This is a genomic window from Bradyrhizobium sp. USDA 3311 (assembly GCF_054062495.1).
The window spans coordinates 8,450,850-8,469,664 of the sequence record NZ_JBSSFI010000001.1; the positions used below are offsets into that span (position 1 = coordinate 8,450,850).

Consider the following 18,815-nt stretch of genomic DNA (forward strand, 5'->3'; position numbering starts at 1 on the left):
GCAGAGATCGCCGCTCGGCTCGGTACCGGAGCTGATAGGGGTTTTTGACGTGCGTGTCGGTCATATGGTTGATCTCCGCGGCTCTCGGCTCTGGATACAAAGCCGCGGCGCCTTGCGCAACATCGGCACGCGACAAGCTTGCGCTATCCAGCCGGCCGCGGCGTCCCGACGAAGATTCCGGTATCGTTGAGCTTGCGTTGCCACTCCGCATCGTCGGCCCGCGGCGTGCGCCCTGTCGTTGCCGTCACGAGCCGTTCCAGCCTGCTCCAAAGCCGGAGACGGTCGCACGGATAGTTGGCCCATCCATTGATGACACAATAGCGGACAGTGTGGTCGCGGTGGTGACGCAAATGATGCTCGGGTGAGCAGACCAGATGCAGCCTTTGCGCCATGCGCAGGAGCGGCGGGCGGACCCGCCAATGCGCAAGATTATGAAAGCTCATGCCAAACAGCATGCAAGTCGCGATCACGAACCAGACGATCATCAGCGCGTAAGTGAGCGCGGAAACCGGGAACAACGCCGTGATCGCGGCCGCAATGCCGACCACCACGGCGCTCGGTGCCGCACCGAGGGAAGCCTGGTCGAGGAATTCGTAGAGCAGGACGTGGCTCGGATGGGTGTGATGCTCTCGCGTCATCGCGATGCCGCGGCCGAGCACCCCCTCGTCGAGCCACGTGTCGACCGCCCAATGCACCAGCCCCGAAAAAAAATCAGCGAGGAAATAACCGATCAGGAGTGCCACGATCAGCCACGGCCAGCGCAATCCTGCCGCGTGGTAACATTCGACGAGATAAATTGCGCAGCACAGGATCACGACGGCATCAGCCGCACAGCACAGCCGCGTGATGATGATCTCGCGCAAGGTCGCATGCTTGAAGAACGGGATCGTCGGCATCGGCGATGCTCCTCCACGGGCTCCACTACCCATGATAGCACCTTTTGCCGACATCATCCCTATTTCAAATTGTCCCAGCCCGGATCGGGCGCGAAACGTCCGCCGAATCGATCGGCAAGCTCGCGCAAAGTCGACACGACATTATCCACGCCGCGCGTGCGCGCATAGTTCAGCGGGCCGCCGCGGAACGGCGCATACCCCGTGCCGAAGATCATGGCGCCGTCGACCGCATCGGGATCCTCGACAATGCCCTCGCGCAGCGCCGCGACGCAGACGTTGGACATCGGCAGCACCAGGCGGTCGATCATCTGGTCGGTCACGCGCGGGCCGGTCTCGGGAAGCGGCACCTTCTCGGCCTTGCCGTCCTTCCAGGTGTAGAAGCCCCTGCCGGTCTTGCGGCCGAGTTCGCCTTTGGCGACCTTCTCGCGCAGCCAGGCCGGCGTCGGCGGCAGCAGATCGCCGAACTTGGTGCGCAGCATGTCGCCGACATCGAGGCAGATGTCGAGCCCGACCTGGTCGGCAAGCTCGATCGGTCCCATCGGCATGCCGAACTGCTCGGCCGCGGCGTCGATCAGGCGCTGGTCGGTCTTCTCGTCCAGCATCACCATTGCCTCCAGCATGTAGAGCGTCAGCGCGCGGTTGACGAGGAAGCCGGGCGAACTCTTCACGGCGAGCGGCAAGCGGTCGATCGCACCGACAAAGGCGAGCGCATCCTTCAGCACCTCCAGCTCGTTGCCGTCATGGCTGACGACCTCGACCAATTGCAGCCGCGACACCGGATTGAAGAAGTGCAGCCCGACCAGCCGCTCGGGCCGCGCCAGCGTGGTGCGCAGATCCTGAAGCGGAATGCTCGAGGTGTTGGTCGCAAGAATCGCACCCGGCTTCATCTTCGGCTCGAGACCGGCATAGACTTTCTGCTTGAGCTCCAGCTTTTCCGGCACCGCCTCGATGACGAGATCGGCGTTGCGGACGCCCTCCCTGTCCATGTCCGGAATCAGGCGATCGAGCGCGTCGCGCACCTCGGTGGGTTTTCGGATGATCTTGCCGTAAAGCTCGGCCGCGCGCTTCACCGCTCCTGCGATCGGCTCCGCCTTCATGTCGGCGAGCGAGACCCGCAGCCCCTGCCCCGCACACCATGCTGCGATGTCGCCGCCCATGGCGCCGGCGCCGATGACATGGACATGCTTCACCGCGTTGCCGGCGCCTGCCGCCTTCTTCATCTGCTCGCGCAGGAAGAAGACGCGGATCAGATTCTGCGCGGTCGGCGTCACCATCAGCTTGGCGAACGAGGCCTGCTCGGCCGCCAACATCGCGGCTTTGCTGCCGCCATGCGTTTCCCAGAGATCGATCAGCGCGTAAGGCGCCGGATAGTGCTCGCGCGGTGCGGCCTTCGCCGCCTCCGAGCGCATGCGCTTGGCCAGCAGTCCACGCACCGGCCCGAGATTGGCCGCCCGCGTCAGCAGGCCAGGCTTGGCCCGCTTCAGCCGGCCGAACAGCACGTCCTTCACGGCGCCACGGACGTGGCGTTCCTGCGTCACGGTGTCGACGAGGCCGAGCGATTTGGCGCGGCGCGCATCGATGGTGCGGCCGGTCAGCATCAAGGCCATCGACTGGGTCGGATTGACCAGCGCCGTGAAACGGGCAGTGCCGCCGAGACCGGGATGCAGGCCGAGCATTACCTCCGGGAAGCCGAAGCGCGCACCCTCGATGGCAATGCGCGACTGGCAGGCGAGCGCGACCTCGAGCCCGCCGCCGAGGCAGAAGCCGTGGATGACCGCGACCGTCGGCAGCCTCAAGGCCTCCAGATGGTCGACGACGGCATGCGCGGCGCGGATGCGCGTCTCCACCATCTCGGGATCGCTGGCACCGCGGAATTCGTTGACGTCGGCGCCGGCGATGAAGCCGGACGGTTTGGCCGAGCGGATCACGAGACCTGCGGGGCGTTCGGTCTCGATCGCGGCGAGCACCGCGTCGAACTCTTCCATCACGTCGGAGGAGAGCGTATTGGCGCTCGCATCGGCGCGATCGAACAGCAGCCAGGCGACACCGTCGGCATCGCGCGTGAGCTTGAAGTGCTTGTATGGACTGTCTGCCGCGGGCTGAGGCCCGAGCGTCAGCACGCGGTCGCCGAGCGCGGTCATGATCCTGGAATCCATGGTCACACCGCCTCGATCAGCATGGCGCCGCCGAGCCCGCCGCCGATGCATTCGGTGGCAACGCCGCGCCGGGTGCCGAGCCGCTTCATCGCGTTGACCAGATGCAGCACGATGCGGTTGCCGGAGGTGCCGACGGGATGGCCAAGTGAGATCGCGCCGCCGTCGACATTGAGCTTGTCACGGTCGATCTCACCGGCCGCGCCGTCGAGCCCCAAAATCTCGCGGCAGAACTTGTCGTCGTTCCAGGCGGCGAGGCAGCCGAGCACCTGAGTTGCGAAAGCTTCGTTCAGCTCCCAGGTCTCGACGTCCTTGATGGTGAGGTTGTTGCGCGCAAGCAGCGGCGTCGCCGACATCACGGGACCAAGCCCCATGATGCTGGGATCGAGCGCGGCCCAGTTGCTGTCGACGATGACGGCCTTCGGCGTCAGCTTGTGCTTTGCGACTGCCGCGTCGGAGGCGAGGATCACCCAGGAGGCGCCATCGGTGATTTGCGAGGAATTGCCGGCGGTGACCTGGCCCCAGGGGCGCTCGAACACCGGCCTCAGCTTTGCGAGCGTCTCGGCCGTGGAGTCCGGCCGCACGCCGTCGTCATGGTCGAAGAACTTGCCGTCGCGGGAAAAGGCGGTCTCGACCTCGCCCTTCAGAAAACCCGCGCCCTGCGCATGTGCGAGCCGGCGATGGCTCTCGGCTGCGTAGGCGTCGGACTGTGCGCGCGTAATGCCGAAGAGATGGCCGACGACCTCGGCGGTCTGGCCCATGTTCAAGTCTGTGATGGGGTCGGTCAGGCCGCGCTCGAGGCCGATGATCGGCTTGAGATAGCGCGGCCGCAATTTGAAGGCGGCGGCCAGCTTCGCGGCTACGCCCTTCGCCGTGGCAAGACCGGCAAACCAGCGCACGCCGGAATTCGGCCACACCAGCGGCGCGTGGCTCAGCGCCTCGGTGCCGCCGGCCAGGATCATGTCGGCGTGGCCCTCGCGGATGTAGCGGTAGGCGGTGTCGATCGACTGCATGCCGGAGCCGCAATTGATCTGCACCGTGAAGGCGACCATGTCCTCGCCCATGCCGAGCCGAAGCGCCGCGACGCGAGCCGGGTTCATCTCGTCCGCGATCACGTTGACGCAGCCGAGGATGACCTGGTCGAAGCTTGTGGGCGAAAACGGCTGGCGCGCCTGGAGCGGCCGGCCGCATTGCACGGCGAGATCGACCGGCGTGAACGGCCCCGGCCCCGAGCGCGCCTTCAGGAACGGCGTCCGGCTGCCGTCGACGATGAATACCGGTCGTGCCATCAGCTCGCCGCCCTCTGTTCACCGAGTTCCTGGAAGAACTGATGCACATCTCCGGTTTTCTTGTAAATCGGCGACAGCGCCTCCGGCGCAAAATCGTCGACCTCGATCACCTTCGCGACGGCTTCGCAGGTTGCGGCGAGCTGCTCGCCCTCGGCCTGTGTGATCACCCCCTTGGCGACCGCCTCCTTCCAGTCGCTGATGTGCGCGGCGCGCATGCGCTTGGCGATCGCATCGGTGCCCGCGACCAGCTTGAAGGCGCGCTCCAGCCGGGCAAAGCCGCCGTCATCGTCGACATAAGCGAGGTCGGCCGTCAGGCGGTCACGTGCCGCCGACGGCTCCAGCACGAGGCTCGCGCATTGATGCACGACCCGGTCGGACGGGCCGAGCACACGGGCGCCAAAAGGCTGGACCACGAGCTTGAGGAATCCCGCGACGAAGCGGTTCGGCAGATTGGCGAGAATTTCGGCGAGCCGATTTTCAATGGTCTTGAAGCCGGTCGCCATGCACCATTCCAGCGCGGCAAAGTCCTCCGTCTGCCGGCCCTCGTCCTGCCAGCGTTTCAGCGCGGCCGAGAGCAGATACAGCTCGGACAGAATGTCGCCGAAGCGCGCCGACAGCATCTCCTTGCGCTTGAGCGCGCCGCCGAGCGTGAGCAGCGCCATGTCGGCACAGAGCGCAAACGCCGCCGAATAGCGCGAGAGCTGGCGATAGAATGGCGTGGCGTCGCCCGCATCCGGCGCCGACGCGAACGCGCCGAAGGTCCAGCTCCGGCCGAAGGCACGAAAGAGTGTCTGAAAGCTGTGGCCGACATGCTTCCAGAACGCGGTGTCGAATGCCGTCAAACCGCGTTCTCGGTCGGTGTCGGCGAGCGCGTTCATCTCGTCGAGCAGATAGGGATGGGCGCGGATCGCGCCCTGCCCGAACACGATGAGATTGCGGGTGAGGATATTGGCGCCCTCGACCGTGATGCCGACCGGAACTGCGCGGTGGAGATTGCCGAGATAGTTTTGCGGACCGTCGATCACGGCCTTGCCGCCGTGGATATCCATGGCGTCGTCGACGGCGGTGCGCATCCGCTCGGTCGCGTGCAGCTTCATGATGCCGGAGATGACGGCGGGATGGACACCGGCATTGAGCGCCGCGCAGGTCAGCCGCCGTGCCGCGTCGAGCTGATAGGCGGTGGCGACGATACGCGCGAGCGGCTCCTCGACACCTTCGAACTTGGAGATGGAGATGCCGAACTGCTCGCGGATGCGGGCGTAGGCGCCGGTGGTGCGCGCGGCATAGGCAGCGCCCGCGGCCGACAGCGACGGCAGCGAAATGCCGCGGCCGGCGGCAAGCGCCGTCATCAGCATCTTCCAGCCCTGCCCGAGGCGCTCCTTGCCGCCGATGACGTAATCGAGCGGAATGAAGACGTCGCGGCCCCGGTTCGGGCCGTTCTGGAAGACCTGCATCGACGGCAGGTGGCGGTGGCCGATCTCGACGCCGGGCAGATTGGTCGGGATCAACGCCACGGTAATGCCGAGCTCTTCCTGCTGACCCACGAGGTGGTCGGGGTCATAGGCCTTGAAGGCGAGTCCGAGCAGCGTCGCGACGGGGCCGAGCGTGATGTAGCGCTTGTGCCAGTTGAGCCTGAGGCCCACGACCTCGCGGCCTTCGAAGGTGCCCTTGCAGATGACGCCGCTGTCCACCATCGAGGCGGCGTCGGAGCCGGCTTCCGGGCTGGTGAGGCCGAAGCAGGGAATGTCGCGGCCGTTGGCCAGCCGCGGCAGCCAGCGCGCCTGCTGCTCCTTGGTGCCGAAGCGCATCAGGAGCTCGCCGGGGCCGAGCGAGTTCGGCACCATCACCGTGACGGCGGCAGCGATCGAGCGGGTCGAGATCTTGCGCACGACTTCCGAATGGGCATAGGGCGAGAAGCCGAGGCCGCCGAACTCCTTCGGAATGATCATGCCGAAGAACTTTTCGCGCTTGACGAAATGCCAGACATCCGGCGGCAAATCGCGCCATTCCCAAAAGATCTTCCACTCGTCGAGCATGGCGCAGAGCTCATCGACCGGGCCGTTGAGGAAGGCCTGCTCCTCGTCGGTCAGGGTCGCCTGCGGGACCTTCAGCAGCTTCGCCCAATCGGGGTTGCCGGTGAACAGATCGGCGTCCCACCAGACGTCGCCGGCCTCCAGCGCCTCGCGCTCGGTTTCGGACATCGCCGGCAGCACGCCGCGCGCCCAGGAGAAGACCGGCTTTGTGATGGTGTCGCGGCGGAAGCTCATGGCGGACCTCATGCATCGGCGCGGATGTCGGGCATTTTAGCGGAAAGTGGCTGGCGGAGGTGAACACTTCCCCTGCGAAATTGACGCGGCCGGGCGGCCGCCCCAGGGGCCATAACGGCCAGGCGTGGGGGCAGTTCCGGGAGGGATGGAGAGCCGCTTTTGCCACCGTCATTCCGGGGCACGCGTAGCGTGAACCCGGAATCCATAACCACGATCGGGAGTATGGATTCCGGGCTCGACGCTACGCGTCGCCCTGGAATGACGTGTGGAGAGAGCGGTGGCCGGACCTAATCCGGCCGGACCATCTCGAACATGTTTTCCGGCTTGATCTCGAAATAGTCGCCACGGCGGCCGGCGCGGACGATTGGGCGGGCGGCGGCGGTCTGGTAGACGCCGTCCTTGATCATGGCCTTGTCGATATGGACGGCGACGACCTCGCCCAGCGTCAGCCAGGCATCGGCCTCCCTGCCGTCGGCGCCCTTGAGGCGGACGATGTCGGACACCTTGCACTCGAAGGCGACCGGGCTCTCAGCCACGCGCGGCACGTTGACGAGCTTGCCGGGCACGGCGGTGAGGCCGGCGACCTCGAACTCGTCGACCTCGGGGGCGACATGCGTGGCAGTCGCGTTCATGTGCCTGGCAAGATCCATGGTGGCGAGATTCCAGACGAACTCGCCGGTCTGCTTGATGTTCTCGACCGTGTCCTTCCAGTTGGTGGAGGAGAAGCCGATGATCGGCGGCACGTAAGCGAACGCGTTGAAGAAGCTGTAGGGCGCGAGGTTGACGTGGCCCCTGGTGTCGCGGGAGGAGATCCAGCCGATCGGCCGCGGCGCAATGATGGCGTTGAACGGATCGTGCTTGAGGCCGTGGCCCTTGGAGGGTTCGTAGAAGTAGAGGTCTTTGTCGGTCACGCGCTTGCTTCTCCGTTTTCCGTCATTCCGGGGCGGTCCGCAGGACCGAGCCCGGAATCTCGAGATTCCGGGTTCGATGCTTCGCATCGCCCCGGAATGACGGTCAACTCAAAACATTGATCAGGGCGACAGACCCGCGATGACGAAATCGATCATCTGGTCGATGGTCGGGCCCGGCTTGGTGGCGCACTGGGCGATCATCTGGGGGTGGAAGAAGCGCATCATCGCCGTGGAGGCGCAGAGCGCGGCCAATTGCAGGTCCGGGGCCTCGAACTCGCCGGAGGCCGCGCCTTGCGCGATCATCTGGCCGATCACCCCGGCAATGCACTCCATATGGGCGACGCAGACGTCCCAGTCCTCCTGCATCGCGATCTCGACCATCTCATGCAGCTTGTTGTCGCCGACATAGCGCTCGGTGTTCATGCGATGGATGGTGGTGAGCAGCTCGCGGAAGCGCGGGAGCACCGGACCGGGCCTCGCCACGATCCGCTGCGCTTCGATCTCAACCTCGCCCATCAGCGAACGGGCCACCGCCTGGTGAATCGCCTTCTTCGATTCGAAGAAGCGATAGACATTGGCGGGGCTCATCCTGAGCTCCTTGGCGATGTCCCCGACCGTGGTCTTCTGGTAGCCGATCTGGCGGAACAGCCGCTCGGCCACCTCGAGGATACGATCCCGGGTGTCACCTTCGATATGTTCCGCAATCAGTGTCATCTGTCAGGACTCGTCAATCAGCACTTCTTCTCACTTATTCAGCCGCTTCAGCAAGCGGAATTGCGTGCGGGTCATCGCTCCCATGCTGCGGCGCGGCAGGCTGCTCGGGGGTGCCGGCCTCGTCCAGGCTCTTCCTGAACCACAGGGCATAGAGGCCCGGCAGGTACAGGAGTGTGAGGAAGGTCGCCACGAACAGGCCACCCATGATGGTGATCGCCATCGGGCCCCAGAACGCCGAGCGCGACAGCGGGATCATGGCGAGGATGGCGGCCAGCGCCGTCAGCACCACCGGACGGGCCCGGCGGACGGTCGCCTCCACGATCGCCTCCCGGCGCGTCAAGCCATGAGAAACGTCGGTCTCGATCTGGTCGACCAGGATGACCGCGTTGCGCATGATCATGCCGGCGAGCGCGATCAGGCCGAGCAGCGCCACGAAGCCGAACGGGGCGTTGGCGACGTTGAGGCCGAGGGACGCGCCGACGATGCCGAGCGGCGCGGTCAGGAACACCAGGATCAGGCGCGAGAAGCTCTGAAGCTGGATCATCAAGAGCGTCAACATCACCATGACCATCACCGGGAAGAGGATGAAGATCGAGGCGTTGCCCTTGGCGGATTCCTCGAACGCGCCGCCCGGCTCGATGCGGTAGGCCGGCTCGAGATGATCCTTGATCGCCTTCAGCTTCGGTGTGATCTGGTTGGTGACGTCGGGCGCCTGCACGCCGTCGACGACATCGGAGCGCACGGTGATCGCCATGTCGCGGTTGCGCCGCCACATGATCGGCTCCTCGTGGGAGTACTCGATCTTGGCAATCTGCTGCAGCGGCACGGCAACGCCATTGCGCGAGGTGATGGTGAGGTCGCCGACGCCGCCGAGGTCGAGGCGCTCGGACGGGACCGCACGGGCGACCACGCCGACCTTCTCGATGCCGTCGCGCACGGTCGTGACCTGCGAGCCCGAGATCAGCATTGCGAGCGCCTGCGACACGTCCTGCGGGGTCAGGCCCATGGCGCGGGCGCGGTCCTGGTCGACGACGAGCTTGAGGTAGGGCGACTGCTCGTTCCAGTCGAGCTGGACATCCTTGACGCTCTTGTTCTCGCGCATGACGTCGCGGACCTGGTAGGCGATCTCGCGCACCTTGTTGGCATCGGGACCGATCACGCGGAACTGCACGGGGAAGCCGACCGGCGGACCGAAGTTGAAGCGGTCGACGCGGACGCGCGCCTCGGACAGAAAACCTTCGGCAGCCGCATTTTCGATCTTGGCCTTGATGCGCTCGCGCGCCTCGACGCCCTTGGCGACGATGACGATCTCGGCGAAGGCCTCGTTCGGCAGCTGCGGGTTGAGGCCGAGCCAGAATCGGGGCGAGCCCTGGCCGACATAGGCGGTATAGGTCTCGATGTCCTGGTCGTCCTTGAGCAGCGTCTCGGCCTTCTTCACCGCCTTCTCGGTGACGTTGAAGGCCGTGCCTTCCGGCAGGCGCAGCTGGAGGAACAGCTCGGGCCGCTCCGACAGCGGGAAGAACTGCTGCTGGACATGGCCGAAGCCGACGATCGAGGCGACGAAGACGCCGACGGTCGCGACCACCACCGTGATGCGGTGATTGACGCACCACTGCACGACGGCGCGCAGGCCGCGATACATGCGGGTCTCATAGACCGCGTGCGGATCGTGGTTGTGGTGCACCTTGATGTTGGGCAGCAGCTTGACGCCGATATAGGGCGTGAAGATCACCGCCACGAACCAGGAGGCGACCAGCGAGATCGCCACGATCCAGAAGATGCTGCCGGCATATTCGCCGACCGCGGAATTGGCAAAGCCGATGGGGAGGAAGCCAGCGGCCGTGACCAGCGTTCCCGTGAGCATCGGAAACGCAGTGGATTCCCAGGCAAAGGATGCCGCCCGCATACGGTCCCAGCCCTGCTCCATCTTCACCACCATCATCTCGACCGCGATGATGGCGTCGTCGACGAGCAGGCCGAGCGCGATGATCAGAGCGCCGAGCGTGATGCGGTGCAGGTCGAGCGACATCGTGTTCATGACGATGAAGACGATGCCGAGCACCAGCGGCACGGAGAGCGCGACCACGATGCCGGTACGCCAGCCGAGCGCCAGGAACGAGACGAACAGCACGATGACGAGCGCCTCCATGAAGGAGTGCACGAACTCGCCGACGGCGTGCTCGACCACCTTGGGCTGGTCTGCGATCAGCTTGACATCGATGCCCTGCGGCACCGCCTTCATGAACTCGGCCGTGGCCTTCTCGACCTCCTTGCCGAGATCGAGGATGTTGGCGCCCTTGGCGGTGACGACGCCGATGCCGATCGCGGCCTTGCCTTCCTGGCGCACGACGAAGCTCGGCGGATCGACATAGCCGTGCGTGACGGTGGCGATATCCCCCAGGCGGAAGACGCGACCGTTGCTCTCGACCGGGGTCTCGGCCACGGCCTTGGCGCCGTCGAGCGCGCCGGTGACGCGCAGCGGCACGCGCTGCGAGGAGGTCTCGACCGTGCCGGCCGGGGTCACGTTGTTCTGCTTGGCAAGCGAGTCGAACAGCGCCTGCGGCGTGATGCCGAGGGTGGCGAGCTTGGCGTGGCTGAACTCGACGAAGATGCGCTCGTCCTGATTGCCGTAGACGTCGACCTTGGTCACGCCCGGCACCTTCAGGAGGCGCTGACGGAAGCCTTCGGACACCTTCTTGAGCTGGGCATAGTCGGCGCCGTCGCCGGTCATCATGTAGAGGATCGAATCGACGTCGGAGAACTCGTCGTTGACGACGGGTCCGAGGATGCCGGCGGGCAGCTGGCCCTGCACGTCAACAAGCTTCTTGCGCAGCAGATAGAAGAGGTACGGCACGTCCTTCGGCGGCGTCGAGTCGCGGAAGGTGACCTGGAGCGCGGTGAAGGCCGGCTTGGAATAGGTCTGCACCTTCTCGAAATAGGGCAGCTCCTGGATCTTCTTCTCGATGGGATCGGCGACCTGGGTCTGCATCTCCTGCGCGGTCGCGCCCGGCCAGATCACGGAGACGTTGACCACCTTCACCGTGAAGAACGGATCCTCGGCGCGGCCGAGCTTCTGATAGGAGAAGAAGCCGGCGACGCCGAGCACGAGCATCAGGAACAGGACCAGCGTCGGATGGCTGACGGCCCAGGCCGAAAGGTTGAAGCGCTTCATCGCTCTCTCCGAAAAGACGATCCAGTTGCAAAAACGACAGCCACCCAGTTCAACCCGTCGTCGCGAGGCAGCGAAGCAATCCAGGGGGCTGGGCAGGTTCTGGATCGCTTCGCCGCTTCAGCCCCAGCATTTGCGCTTGGGCCGAAACTCACCTCACACGACGAAACTCGACTTCTCTTGTCATTCCGGGATGGTCCGAAGGACCAGACCCGGAATCTCGAGATTCTCAGGTGCGCAATTGCGCACCATAGAGTTCGCCCTTCGGGGCGCCCCTAGAAAGACAGTGACGAGACGACCCGCACCCTCTGGCCCGGATCGAGCTTCTGCACGCCGAGAGCGACGATCCTGGCGCCCTCTTCGACACCGCTGGTGATGATGACGTCGTTGCTCTCGTAGGACTTCACCACCACCGGCTTCAGCGTCACCGCGCCGTTGTCGTCGACGACGTAGAAGGAGGGCTTGCCGCCTTCGTTGAACAGCGCCGACAGCGGCAGCCGCGCGACGCGCTCGGTGGCGGCGTCCGACAGCGTCAGCGTCGCGGTCATGCCGAGCGAAACCTTGTCGTCGGCCTCGGGCAGCGAGAACTTTGCGAGATAGGTGCGCGTGGCGGTATCCGCGGTGGGCGCGATCTCGCGCAGCTTGGCCGTATATTTCTTGCCCGGCTCCGACCAAAGAGTGACGCTGGCGGCGCCCGACTTGGCACGTCCGACCAGCGTCTCAGGGATCGCGACGACCGCTTCCTTCTCGGCAAAGCGGGCGACACGGATCGAAGCCTGGCCTGCGGCAACCACCTGGCCGGGCTCGATCAGCGTTGCGGTGACGACGCCACGGGCGTCGGCGTTGAGCGTCGCGTAGGAAAGGGAATTCTTGGTCAGCTCGACCGAGCGCTCGGCCCGGTTCAACCGTGCGCGGGCCTCATCGGCGGCGGCGCGGCTCGAATCCATCTGCGCGTCCGTGGTCCAGCCCTTGGCCTTCAGATCCTTGGCGCGCTGCTCGGCGGCGGCGGCCTGGGCCAGCACGCCGGTCGCCGCGGTCTGCTCGGCCACGGACTGCTCGGCCTGGAGCTTGAGGTCGACCTCGTCGAGGGTGGCGAGCGGCTGGCCGATTTCGACGGTCTGGCCGACCTCCACGAGGCGCTTGGCGACCTTGCCGGCGACACGGAAGCCGAGATCACTCTCGATCCGGGGCCTGACGGTCCCGACGAAGCTGCGCTCCGGGGTCTCTGCATCATAATGCGCAGTCGCGACCAGGACCGGCCGTGGAGGCTCGGCCTTCTCGGCGACGGTGTCATTGCACCCGGCCAGCGCCGCGGCCATCAGGGCCAGCGACACACCCGCCAAGAGCTTGGAATAGCTGGATAAAACTGACCGGACGAACATCGGAGGACACTCCTGCGACTGCAATGAGAGGAATGTCGACTAATCACTGATAAAAGTCAATAATCGTCAGTCATCAGGAAAGCGTGATCGTTAAGGGGTGGCGATCCCTGTCGCCTTGGCGAAAGCCAGGGCCCATTACCCCTGAACTCGGTTGCTGGAAGAGGCCGTCTCCCCGCGTGCCCAAGAGGAGCCGCGGAGTATGGGCCCTGGCTTGCGCCAGGGCGACGTTGGAGGAGACAGCTCGCAGCCCGGATGGGGCGCAGCGCAATCCGGGGCCTTTGGAGCATCGTGCGCGTGGTCCCGGATTTCGCTTTGCTCCATCCAGGCTGCGCAGTCGTGAGTGGTGCTTTACCGCCCCTGCCCGGCGAACTCGTGCTTGCTGTCGTGGCCGCCGACAAACACCAAAATGCCGGCGAGCAGCGGCAGCACCGCGAGCACCAGCAGGCCGGTCGAGGTCTGGCCGGTGGCTTCCTTGACCCAGCCGATCAAATACGGCCCGCCGAAGCCGGCGAGGTTGCCGATCGAGTTGATCAGGGCGATGCCGCCGGCCGCGGCCGTGCCGGAGAGCCAGGCGGTCGGCAGCGTCCAGAACACGCCGAAGCAGCAGAACACGCCGATCGCGGCCACCGTCAGCACCACCATCGTCAGGGTGGGGTCGGTGAGATAGGAGGAGACGCCGAGCGCGACCGCGGTGAGCAGCAGCGGCGCGCCGACATGCATCACGCGCTCGCGCGTCGCATCGGAATGCCGCGCCCACAGGATCATCGCGACGGTGCCGAACAAATACGGGATCGCGGTGACGAAGCCGGTTTGGGCATTGGTGAGACCGAACGCTTTCACGATCTGCGGCAGCCAGAACTGCATGCCGTAGAGCGCGCCGACGAAGCCGAAATAGATCAGGCTGAGCGCGATCACCTTGGGCGAGGACAGCGCTTCGCCGAGCGACAGATGCTTCACCGCCTGCTTGGCGGCGATTTCGGAATCGAGCTTCGCCTTGAGCCAGGCCTTCTGCTCGGCCGAGAGCCAATCCGCCTTCTCCGGCCTGTCGGTGAGGTAGAACCAGGTGACGATGCCGAGCAGCACCGAGGGGATGCCTTCGATGATGAAGAGCCACTGCCAGCCCTTCAGCCCCATCACGCCGTCGAGCCCGAGCAAGAGGCCCGAGACCGGCGCACCGATCACGGTCGAGACCGGGACGGCGATGGCGAAGGCCGCGAGGAAGCGGGCACGATACTCGGCCGGATACCAATAGGTGAGATAGAGGATGATGCCGGGGAAGAACCCGGCTTCGGCGACGCCGAGCAGGAAGCGCAGGACGTAGAAGCTCGTCACGCCGCTGACCATCGCCATCAGCGCCGAGATGATGCCCCAGGTCACCATGATGCGGGCGATCCAGCGGCTGGCGCCGAACTTCTCCAGCGCCAGATTGCTCGGCACCTCGAAGATGAAATAGCCGATGAAGAAGATGCCGGCGCCCCAGGAGAAGATCAGCGGCGTGAATTTCAGCTCCGCGTTCATGGTCAGCGCGGCGAAGCCGAGATTGACGCGGTCGAGATAGGAGAAGAAGTAGGCCAGCACCAGGAACGGGATCAGGCGCCAGGAGATGGCGCGGATGGTCGAGGTCTCGATTTCCGTCTTGGCTGTGCCGGCGGAACCGGCATAGGTCGTGGTCTGGCTCATGGCTTCCCCCCGGGGTTGTTGCTTTTATGGGCTGATCCGGGGTTTTGAGCATCGCCGCGAAAGAGTCAATGGAGCAAGCAATGCATGGGGCGCAACCGGTCAAACCGGTTGCGCCGCTTCGGACATCCCTGGTCCGGGCCGGGCTGGCGCTGGTCGTGATCGCCTGCGGACTGTCCCTGCGCTGGTACGGCTTCCCGCTCGGCCTTCCCGCCTTCGTCGTGAAGTATGGCGGCTCGCTGTTGTGGGCCACGATGGTGTTCTTGCTGGTCGGGGTTTTGCTGCCGCGGCTGTCGCGGATGCAGCTTGCAGCCATCGCGGCGGCGATCGCGGTGGTCGTCGAATTTTCCCGGCTGGTGCACACGCCGTGGCTCGATGCGTTCCGGCTGACCACCGCCGGCGCGCTGCTGCTCGGACGCATGTTCTCGCTGTGGAATCTGGTCGCCTACGCAGCTGGGATTGCGTTCGGCGTCTGGATCGATCGGCTCGTTGAGAGGCGTGCTTTCGTAGGGTGGGCAAAGGCGCCCTAGCGCCGTGCCCACCATTTTCCTTCAGGTAGCGCCGGTGGTGGGCACGCTTCGCTTTGCCCCCTACGAGACTGCCGTCGTACGAAGCCTACTCCGCCAGCTGAAACCGCTCGAAGCGATCGAGCTCTTCCTCGATCACACGCTTGAGCTCCTTGCGCCCCGCGGTCTTCCTCCCCTCCCCGACCCAGGTCCATTTCTGCATCAAGAGCTTCTTCGCCTGCCGGTCGGTCTTGAGATCGAGCGCGGCGACGATCTCGTCGCCGACCAGCACCGGAAGCGCGAAATAGCCGAGCTTGCGCTTGGCCTTCGGCACATAGGCCTCGAACAGATGGTTGTAGCCGAAAATGAGACTGGTGCGCTTGCGCTGGATGATCAGGGGATCGAACGGCGAGAGGATGTGGACGAGATCGGGCGATGGCCCCTCACCGCCGGCCTCCAGCACCGCGGGCGCCGCCCAATGCTCCTGCTTGCCGGCGCCGTCGATCGCGACAGGGACGAGCTCGCCGCGACGGACGCGCGCGGCAATCAGGCGCGCGACCGCCTTCTTGCTCGGCGCGTCGAGATGGCAGACCGAATCGAGACTCACCACGCCCTGCGACCGCAGCGCACGATCGAGCAGATAGGCCGTGATGTCCTTTGCCGATGCCGGCTTCGGCAGCTTGTCCCAGCCGAAATGGCGCGTCATCAGCTCGTAGGTCTTGAGCATGCCCTGGCGCTCGCTGATGGTCACGGTGCCGGTGTAGAAGGCAAGCTGCAACGCGCGCTTCGAGGGCTTGCGGCTCTGCCACAGGTGCTCCTTCTCGGTGAGCACGTCGTCCTCGATGTCGCGGATCGTCAGCGGCCCGGCGCGCACCAGCCGCATCACCTTGCGCGTGTCGGCCGGCTTCACCGAGGCGAACCATTTGTGCCCTTCGCGCCGGTGCTCGCGCATCGCCGGCAGGAAGAAGCGGAAATCGTTCGAGGGGATGTAGGACAGCGCATGGGTCCAGTATTCGAACACGCTCCTGTCGACGCTCTGGGCCTGGCGCAGATCGGCGCGGCGGTAGGACGGAATGCGGCTGAACAGGATGTGGTGGTGGCAGCGCTCGATGACGTTGATGGTGTCGATCTGCACGTAGCCGAGATGAGCGGTCGCATCCGCAACGGCCTGCGCACCCTCGCCGAAGGGGGTGCGCTCATCAAGCCGCTGGGCGTGCAGCCAGATCTGCCGGGCCTGTGTCGTGGTGAGTGGGATCGGCGCGCGTGACATTGCAGGAAGCAATTTAGCGGGATTCGCACCGGGAGAAAGCAGCGGACCAGGAGCAACAAAAGAAAATGCCGCGCTGCCATCTGCTGACAGCGCGGCCGTTCGGCATGAACGAGGCCTACTTCGCCATCATGGCCTTCTGCGACTTCATGTAATGCATGCAGCCGCTCTTCATCTTGCCGTTGCTCATGTCGGTGTTGGCCATGGCCATTTCCTTGTTGGCCGCCATCTTGGCCGGCGTGTCGGCGGTGCCCATCATCATGGCCGTCGATTTCATCATGTTCTCGCCGGTGCACGCCATCATGGCGGCGGAGGCGGGAGACAACGAAAGAGTGAACGCGACAAAAGCTGCGGTCGTGAGCAACATCTTCATGGAAAAGTCTCCTCCGTAAAACGAAACCGGCGTCATGCCGGCCTTCGCAATTACGTATTCTCTCGCGCGGACGTTTCGCGGCGAAGACAATTTTCTTGCTGCGCTGCGAAGACGAAGGGCCTCAACGGCCGTCTTTCGGCGCTCTGGGCCGATCGCTGAGGCTACCGGTGGCGATATCGGGCTCGCACGAGGCCTTGCCGCGCCCCTCCGCCTGGCAGCGGTAGACGTTGCCGGTGAGACGGTCGACCAGCCACATGTTCTCGTCGTTCGGCCCGTCGAGGCCGACATACCGGGAGGTCAGGCCCGTGATCAGGGTCGACAGCAGGATCGCCACCGCGATCATCGCCGCGCCGATATAGATGGGCATGGAGCTCAGGGACACAGACCGATCCGGCGGGCCGCTGCGATAGGACTGATAATCACTCGGCCTCGGCACTGGATGGAACTCGGCTCCCCTTCGTCTGCGGTTGATGGCGAAGAACTCTGCTAGGCTTGCATCTGGCCGATTTCTTGTTCGCGAGCGGGCCCTGCGGAGACGGCTTTGCGGCCATCGGTGTGCAAGGGTTTCCAAAGCGGAAGCGGCCCGGGATCGAGCTGCCTTCACGCATCGCCGTTCGCCGAACTACCGCCGGAACAGGCCGCCCATCATGTGGCCGAACAAGCCGCCCGGCCCGCCCATGCCACCGCCACCGCCGTGAGCACGGCGGCCGCCACCACCGGACGCGCGGCGACGGGCGAGTTCGTCCTCGGACTCGTCGGAGGCGGTAACGCGGGCAGAGACGATCTCGGACTGCATCGCCTTGTGCTGAAGCTTGTTGAGATAGCCGGTCGTGGGATAGCCGCGCGCCGCCTGCCAGCGCTTGATCACGGTGCGGGTCTCCTCGTCGAACTTGCCGGTCGCCCTGACGTCGAAGCCGAGGCCGGTGAGGCGGCGCTGCACGTCGCGGCGCTGGTTCTTGTCGAGACCGATCTGGTCTTCGGAGACCTGGTCGGCCGTATCCGTGAAGGTCGCGGGATCGACGCCGGCAGTGAGGTTGCGCGTCGTCGTCGAGGGGCCGTCCTGGAGCGCGGCAATGCGGGCGAGCGCCAGCGGCTTGAAGGTGCCGTTCGGATAGTTGGTGAGGTAGGCGTTGAGCTCCTCGACCTTGTTGGTGTCCTTGATCGAGCGCCAGAACTCGAGCTCGACCTCGCCGGCCTGCGCGACGACGGATGCCGACGCTGCGGCATCGGGCGCTGCCATGGCCGCCGGATTGAGATAGACCGTGCCGGTGAGATTGGTGTGGCCCCAAGGCAGCTGCGCCTTGTTGGTCTCGTCGTTGACCTGGGCCCGGACCCTGGTCATCGCTTGCTGGATCTCGATGCCGGGCTGGGCGATATTGGCGAGAAGCGCGCGGGTGAACGGGCTGTTGGTGCCGGCTTCGCCGTCGAGCGCGGTCTGGCCGGGGCCGGTTGCGAACGCGATCAGCGTGCCCTCGCCCGACTTCATCTCGGCAAGGCCGCTCGCGACATTGACCGACCGCGTCGCCCTGGCCGAGCGGATCTTTGCGGCGAAGGGATTGTCGCGGCAGGCATCGAGGAACACCAGCTTCACCTTGGCATCCGCCATGGTCTGCTCCAGCGTCAGATCGACGTTGATGGCAGCGCCCAGCTTGACGTTCATCTCGGATTTGAGGTCGGCGTCGACAGGCAGCAGGTAATTGGTGCCGTTCACAGCGATGCCGTGGCCGGCATAAAAGAAAAGCGCCACATCGGCGCCTTCGCTCTTCTTGCCGAACTCGAGCAGCTTCGCCGTCATGGCGTCGCGGCTGAGGTTACTACCCTCGACCACGTCGAAGCCGACATTGCGCAGCACCCGTGCCATCGACCTGGCGTCGATCGCGGGGTTTGGAAGCTGTGGGACATTCTTGTAGGCGGCGTTGCCGACCACGAAGGCAACGCGCTTGTCGGCGAACGCCGCGTTACCGCTGAAGACGAAGGCTGCGAAGGACACTGCCGCGATCAGGAAACGCATGGTCTTTCTCCAGAGATCAAGAACCACCGACGCCCCCAGTGTGATCTCTTCCACGGAAGAGAAATGTGATTTAGATCACGTTTGGGTCGTGAAGGATCGAACCGGCCTCAAAGAAGACGCGACGATAATTGCTGGCCTGCCGAGCCTGACCTTCCCTCCGGAAGCAAAGCAGCCCGGTCGCGCACTCCGAAACGGCGCAA

General features: G+C 65.2%; 14 protein-coding genes. 1 reads left to right on the top strand and 13 read right to left on the bottom strand.

The features are described from left to right. Positions 1–143 precede the first annotated feature (143 nt). From ACVWW6_RS40220 to ACVWW6_RS40260, 9 genes are all read right to left on the bottom strand, one after another. Positions 144–896: a fatty acid desaturase family protein gene (locus tag ACVWW6_RS40220; protein WP_249163015.1), complete on the bottom strand. Its 753-nt coding sequence runs from the start codon at positions 894–896 to the stop codon at positions 144–146. 59 nt (positions 897–955) lie between these two features. Beyond that, complete coding sequence (locus ACVWW6_RS40225; protein WP_456682710.1) at positions 956–3,052, bottom strand: 3-hydroxyacyl-CoA dehydrogenase NAD-binding domain-containing protein; 2,097 nt, start codon at positions 3,050–3,052, stop codon at positions 956–958. A 2-nt stretch (positions 3,053–3,054) separates the two neighbouring features. Continuing rightward, on the bottom strand, positions 3,055–4,338 hold the full coding sequence (locus tag ACVWW6_RS40230) for an acetyl-CoA C-acetyltransferase (RefSeq protein WP_456682711.1): 1,284 nt from the start codon (positions 4,336–4,338) through the stop codon (positions 3,055–3,057). Then, positions 4,338–6,605: an acyl-CoA dehydrogenase gene (locus tag ACVWW6_RS40235; RefSeq protein WP_456682712.1), complete on the bottom strand. Its 2,268-nt coding sequence runs from the start codon at positions 6,603–6,605 to the stop codon at positions 4,338–4,340. Before ACVWW6_RS40235 ends, ACVWW6_RS40230 begins: the two co-directional genes overlap by 1 nt. 287 nt (positions 6,606–6,892) lie before the next feature. Beyond that, positions 6,893–7,516 (bottom strand): flavin reductase family protein, encoded by a 624-nt coding sequence (locus ACVWW6_RS40240; RefSeq protein ID WP_456682713.1) that lies wholly within the window; start codon positions 7,514–7,516, stop codon positions 6,893–6,895. 120 nt (positions 7,517–7,636) lie between these two features. Then, a complete protein-coding gene (locus ACVWW6_RS40245; RefSeq protein ID WP_456682714.1) occupies positions 7,637–8,230 on the bottom strand; it encodes a TetR/AcrR family transcriptional regulator in 594 nt (197 codons plus the stop codon). A gap of 34 nt (positions 8,231–8,264) precedes the next feature. After that, positions 8,265–11,402: an efflux RND transporter permease subunit gene (locus ACVWW6_RS40250; protein ID WP_011085210.1), complete on the bottom strand. Its 3,138-nt coding sequence runs from the start codon at positions 11,400–11,402 to the stop codon at positions 8,265–8,267. A gap of 272 nt (positions 11,403–11,674) precedes the next feature. Beyond that, a complete protein-coding gene (locus ACVWW6_RS40255; RefSeq protein WP_011085209.1) occupies positions 11,675–12,781 on the bottom strand; it encodes an efflux RND transporter periplasmic adaptor subunit in 1,107 nt (368 codons plus the stop codon). A 348-nt stretch (positions 12,782–13,129) separates the two neighbouring features. Beyond that, positions 13,130–14,461 carry an MFS transporter gene (locus ACVWW6_RS40260; protein WP_011085208.1) on the bottom strand — a complete coding sequence of 444 codons (1,332 nt, stop codon included), beginning with the start codon at positions 14,459–14,461 and terminating at the stop codon, positions 13,130–13,132. Between the two features lie 80 nt (positions 14,462–14,541). Here ACVWW6_RS40260 and ACVWW6_RS40265 point away from each other — a divergent pair, with 80 nt between their 5' ends. Next, a complete protein-coding gene (locus ACVWW6_RS40265) occupies positions 14,542–14,988 on the top strand; it encodes a ribosomal maturation YjgA family protein (protein ID WP_456682715.1) in 447 nt (148 codons plus the stop codon). 85 nt (positions 14,989–15,073) lie between these two features. On the opposite strand, the gene ACVWW6_RS40270 is transcribed toward ACVWW6_RS40265, so the two are convergent. The 4 genes from ACVWW6_RS40270 to ACVWW6_RS40285 all read right to left on the bottom strand — a co-directional run bounded on the left by ACVWW6_RS40270 (position 15,074) and on the right by ACVWW6_RS40285 (position 18,615). Next, positions 15,074–16,234: a winged helix-turn-helix domain-containing protein gene (locus tag ACVWW6_RS40270; protein ID WP_456682716.1), complete on the bottom strand. Its 1,161-nt coding sequence runs from the start codon at positions 16,232–16,234 to the stop codon at positions 15,074–15,076. Positions 16,235–16,349: 115 nt separating this feature from the next. Next, the gene (locus ACVWW6_RS40275) at positions 16,350–16,604 is read right to left on the bottom strand and encodes a hypothetical protein (protein ID WP_038967382.1); all 255 of its coding nucleotides are present in this window, start codon (positions 16,602–16,604) and stop codon (positions 16,350–16,352) included. Between the two features lie 121 nt (positions 16,605–16,725). Beyond that, positions 16,726–16,971 carry a hypothetical protein gene (locus ACVWW6_RS40280; protein WP_028175072.1) on the bottom strand — a complete coding sequence of 82 codons (246 nt, stop codon included), beginning with the start codon at positions 16,969–16,971 and terminating at the stop codon, positions 16,726–16,728. Positions 16,972–17,226: 255 nt separating this feature from the next. Next, on the bottom strand, positions 17,227–18,615 hold the full coding sequence (locus ACVWW6_RS40285) for a caspase family protein (RefSeq protein WP_456682717.1): 1,389 nt from the start codon (positions 18,613–18,615) through the stop codon (positions 17,227–17,229). Positions 18,616–18,815: the final 200 nt, after the last annotated feature.

Excerpts from the sequence above, each read along its gene's own strand:
- ACVWW6_RS40275 (WP_038967382.1), bottom strand. The coding sequence starts at position 16,604 with ATGAAGATGTTGCTCACGACCGCAGCTTTTGTCGCGTTCACTCTTTCG.
- ACVWW6_RS40270 (WP_456682716.1), bottom strand. The coding sequence starts at position 16,234 with ATGTCACGCGCGCCGATCCCACTCACCACGACACAGGCCCGGCAGATC.
- ACVWW6_RS40265 (WP_456682715.1), top strand. The coding sequence starts at position 14,542 with ATGCATGGGGCGCAACCGGTCAAACCGGTTGCGCCGCTTCGGACATCC.
- ACVWW6_RS40245 (WP_456682714.1), bottom strand. The coding sequence starts at position 8,230 with ATGACACTGATTGCGGAACATATCGAAGGTGACACCCGGGATCGTATC.
- ACVWW6_RS40230 (WP_456682711.1), bottom strand. The coding sequence starts at position 4,338 with ATGGCACGACCGGTATTCATCGTCGACGGCAGCCGGACGCCGTTCCTG.
- ACVWW6_RS40280 (WP_028175072.1), bottom strand. The coding sequence starts at position 16,971 with ATGCCCATCTATATCGGCGCGGCGATGATCGCGGTGGCGATCCTGCTG.
- ACVWW6_RS40225 (WP_456682710.1), bottom strand. The coding sequence starts at position 3,052 with ATGGATTCCAGGATCATGACCGCGCTCGGCGACCGCGTGCTGACGCTC.
- ACVWW6_RS40260 (WP_011085208.1), bottom strand. The coding sequence starts at position 14,461 with ATGAGCCAGACCACGACCTATGCCGGTTCCGCCGGCACAGCCAAGACG.
- ACVWW6_RS40255 (WP_011085209.1), bottom strand. The coding sequence starts at position 12,781 with ATGTTCGTCCGGTCAGTTTTATCCAGCTATTCCAAGCTCTTGGCGGGT.
- ACVWW6_RS40235 (WP_456682712.1), bottom strand. The coding sequence starts at position 6,605 with ATGAGCTTCCGCCGCGACACCATCACAAAGCCGGTCTTCTCCTGGGCG.
- ACVWW6_RS40285 (WP_456682717.1), bottom strand. The coding sequence starts at position 18,615 with ATGCGTTTCCTGATCGCGGCAGTGTCCTTCGCAGCCTTCGTCTTCAGC.
- ACVWW6_RS40250 (WP_011085210.1), bottom strand. The coding sequence starts at position 11,402 with ATGAAGCGCTTCAACCTTTCGGCCTGGGCCGTCAGCCATCCGACGCTG.
- ACVWW6_RS40220 (WP_249163015.1), bottom strand. The coding sequence starts at position 896 with ATGCCGACGATCCCGTTCTTCAAGCATGCGACCTTGCGCGAGATCATC.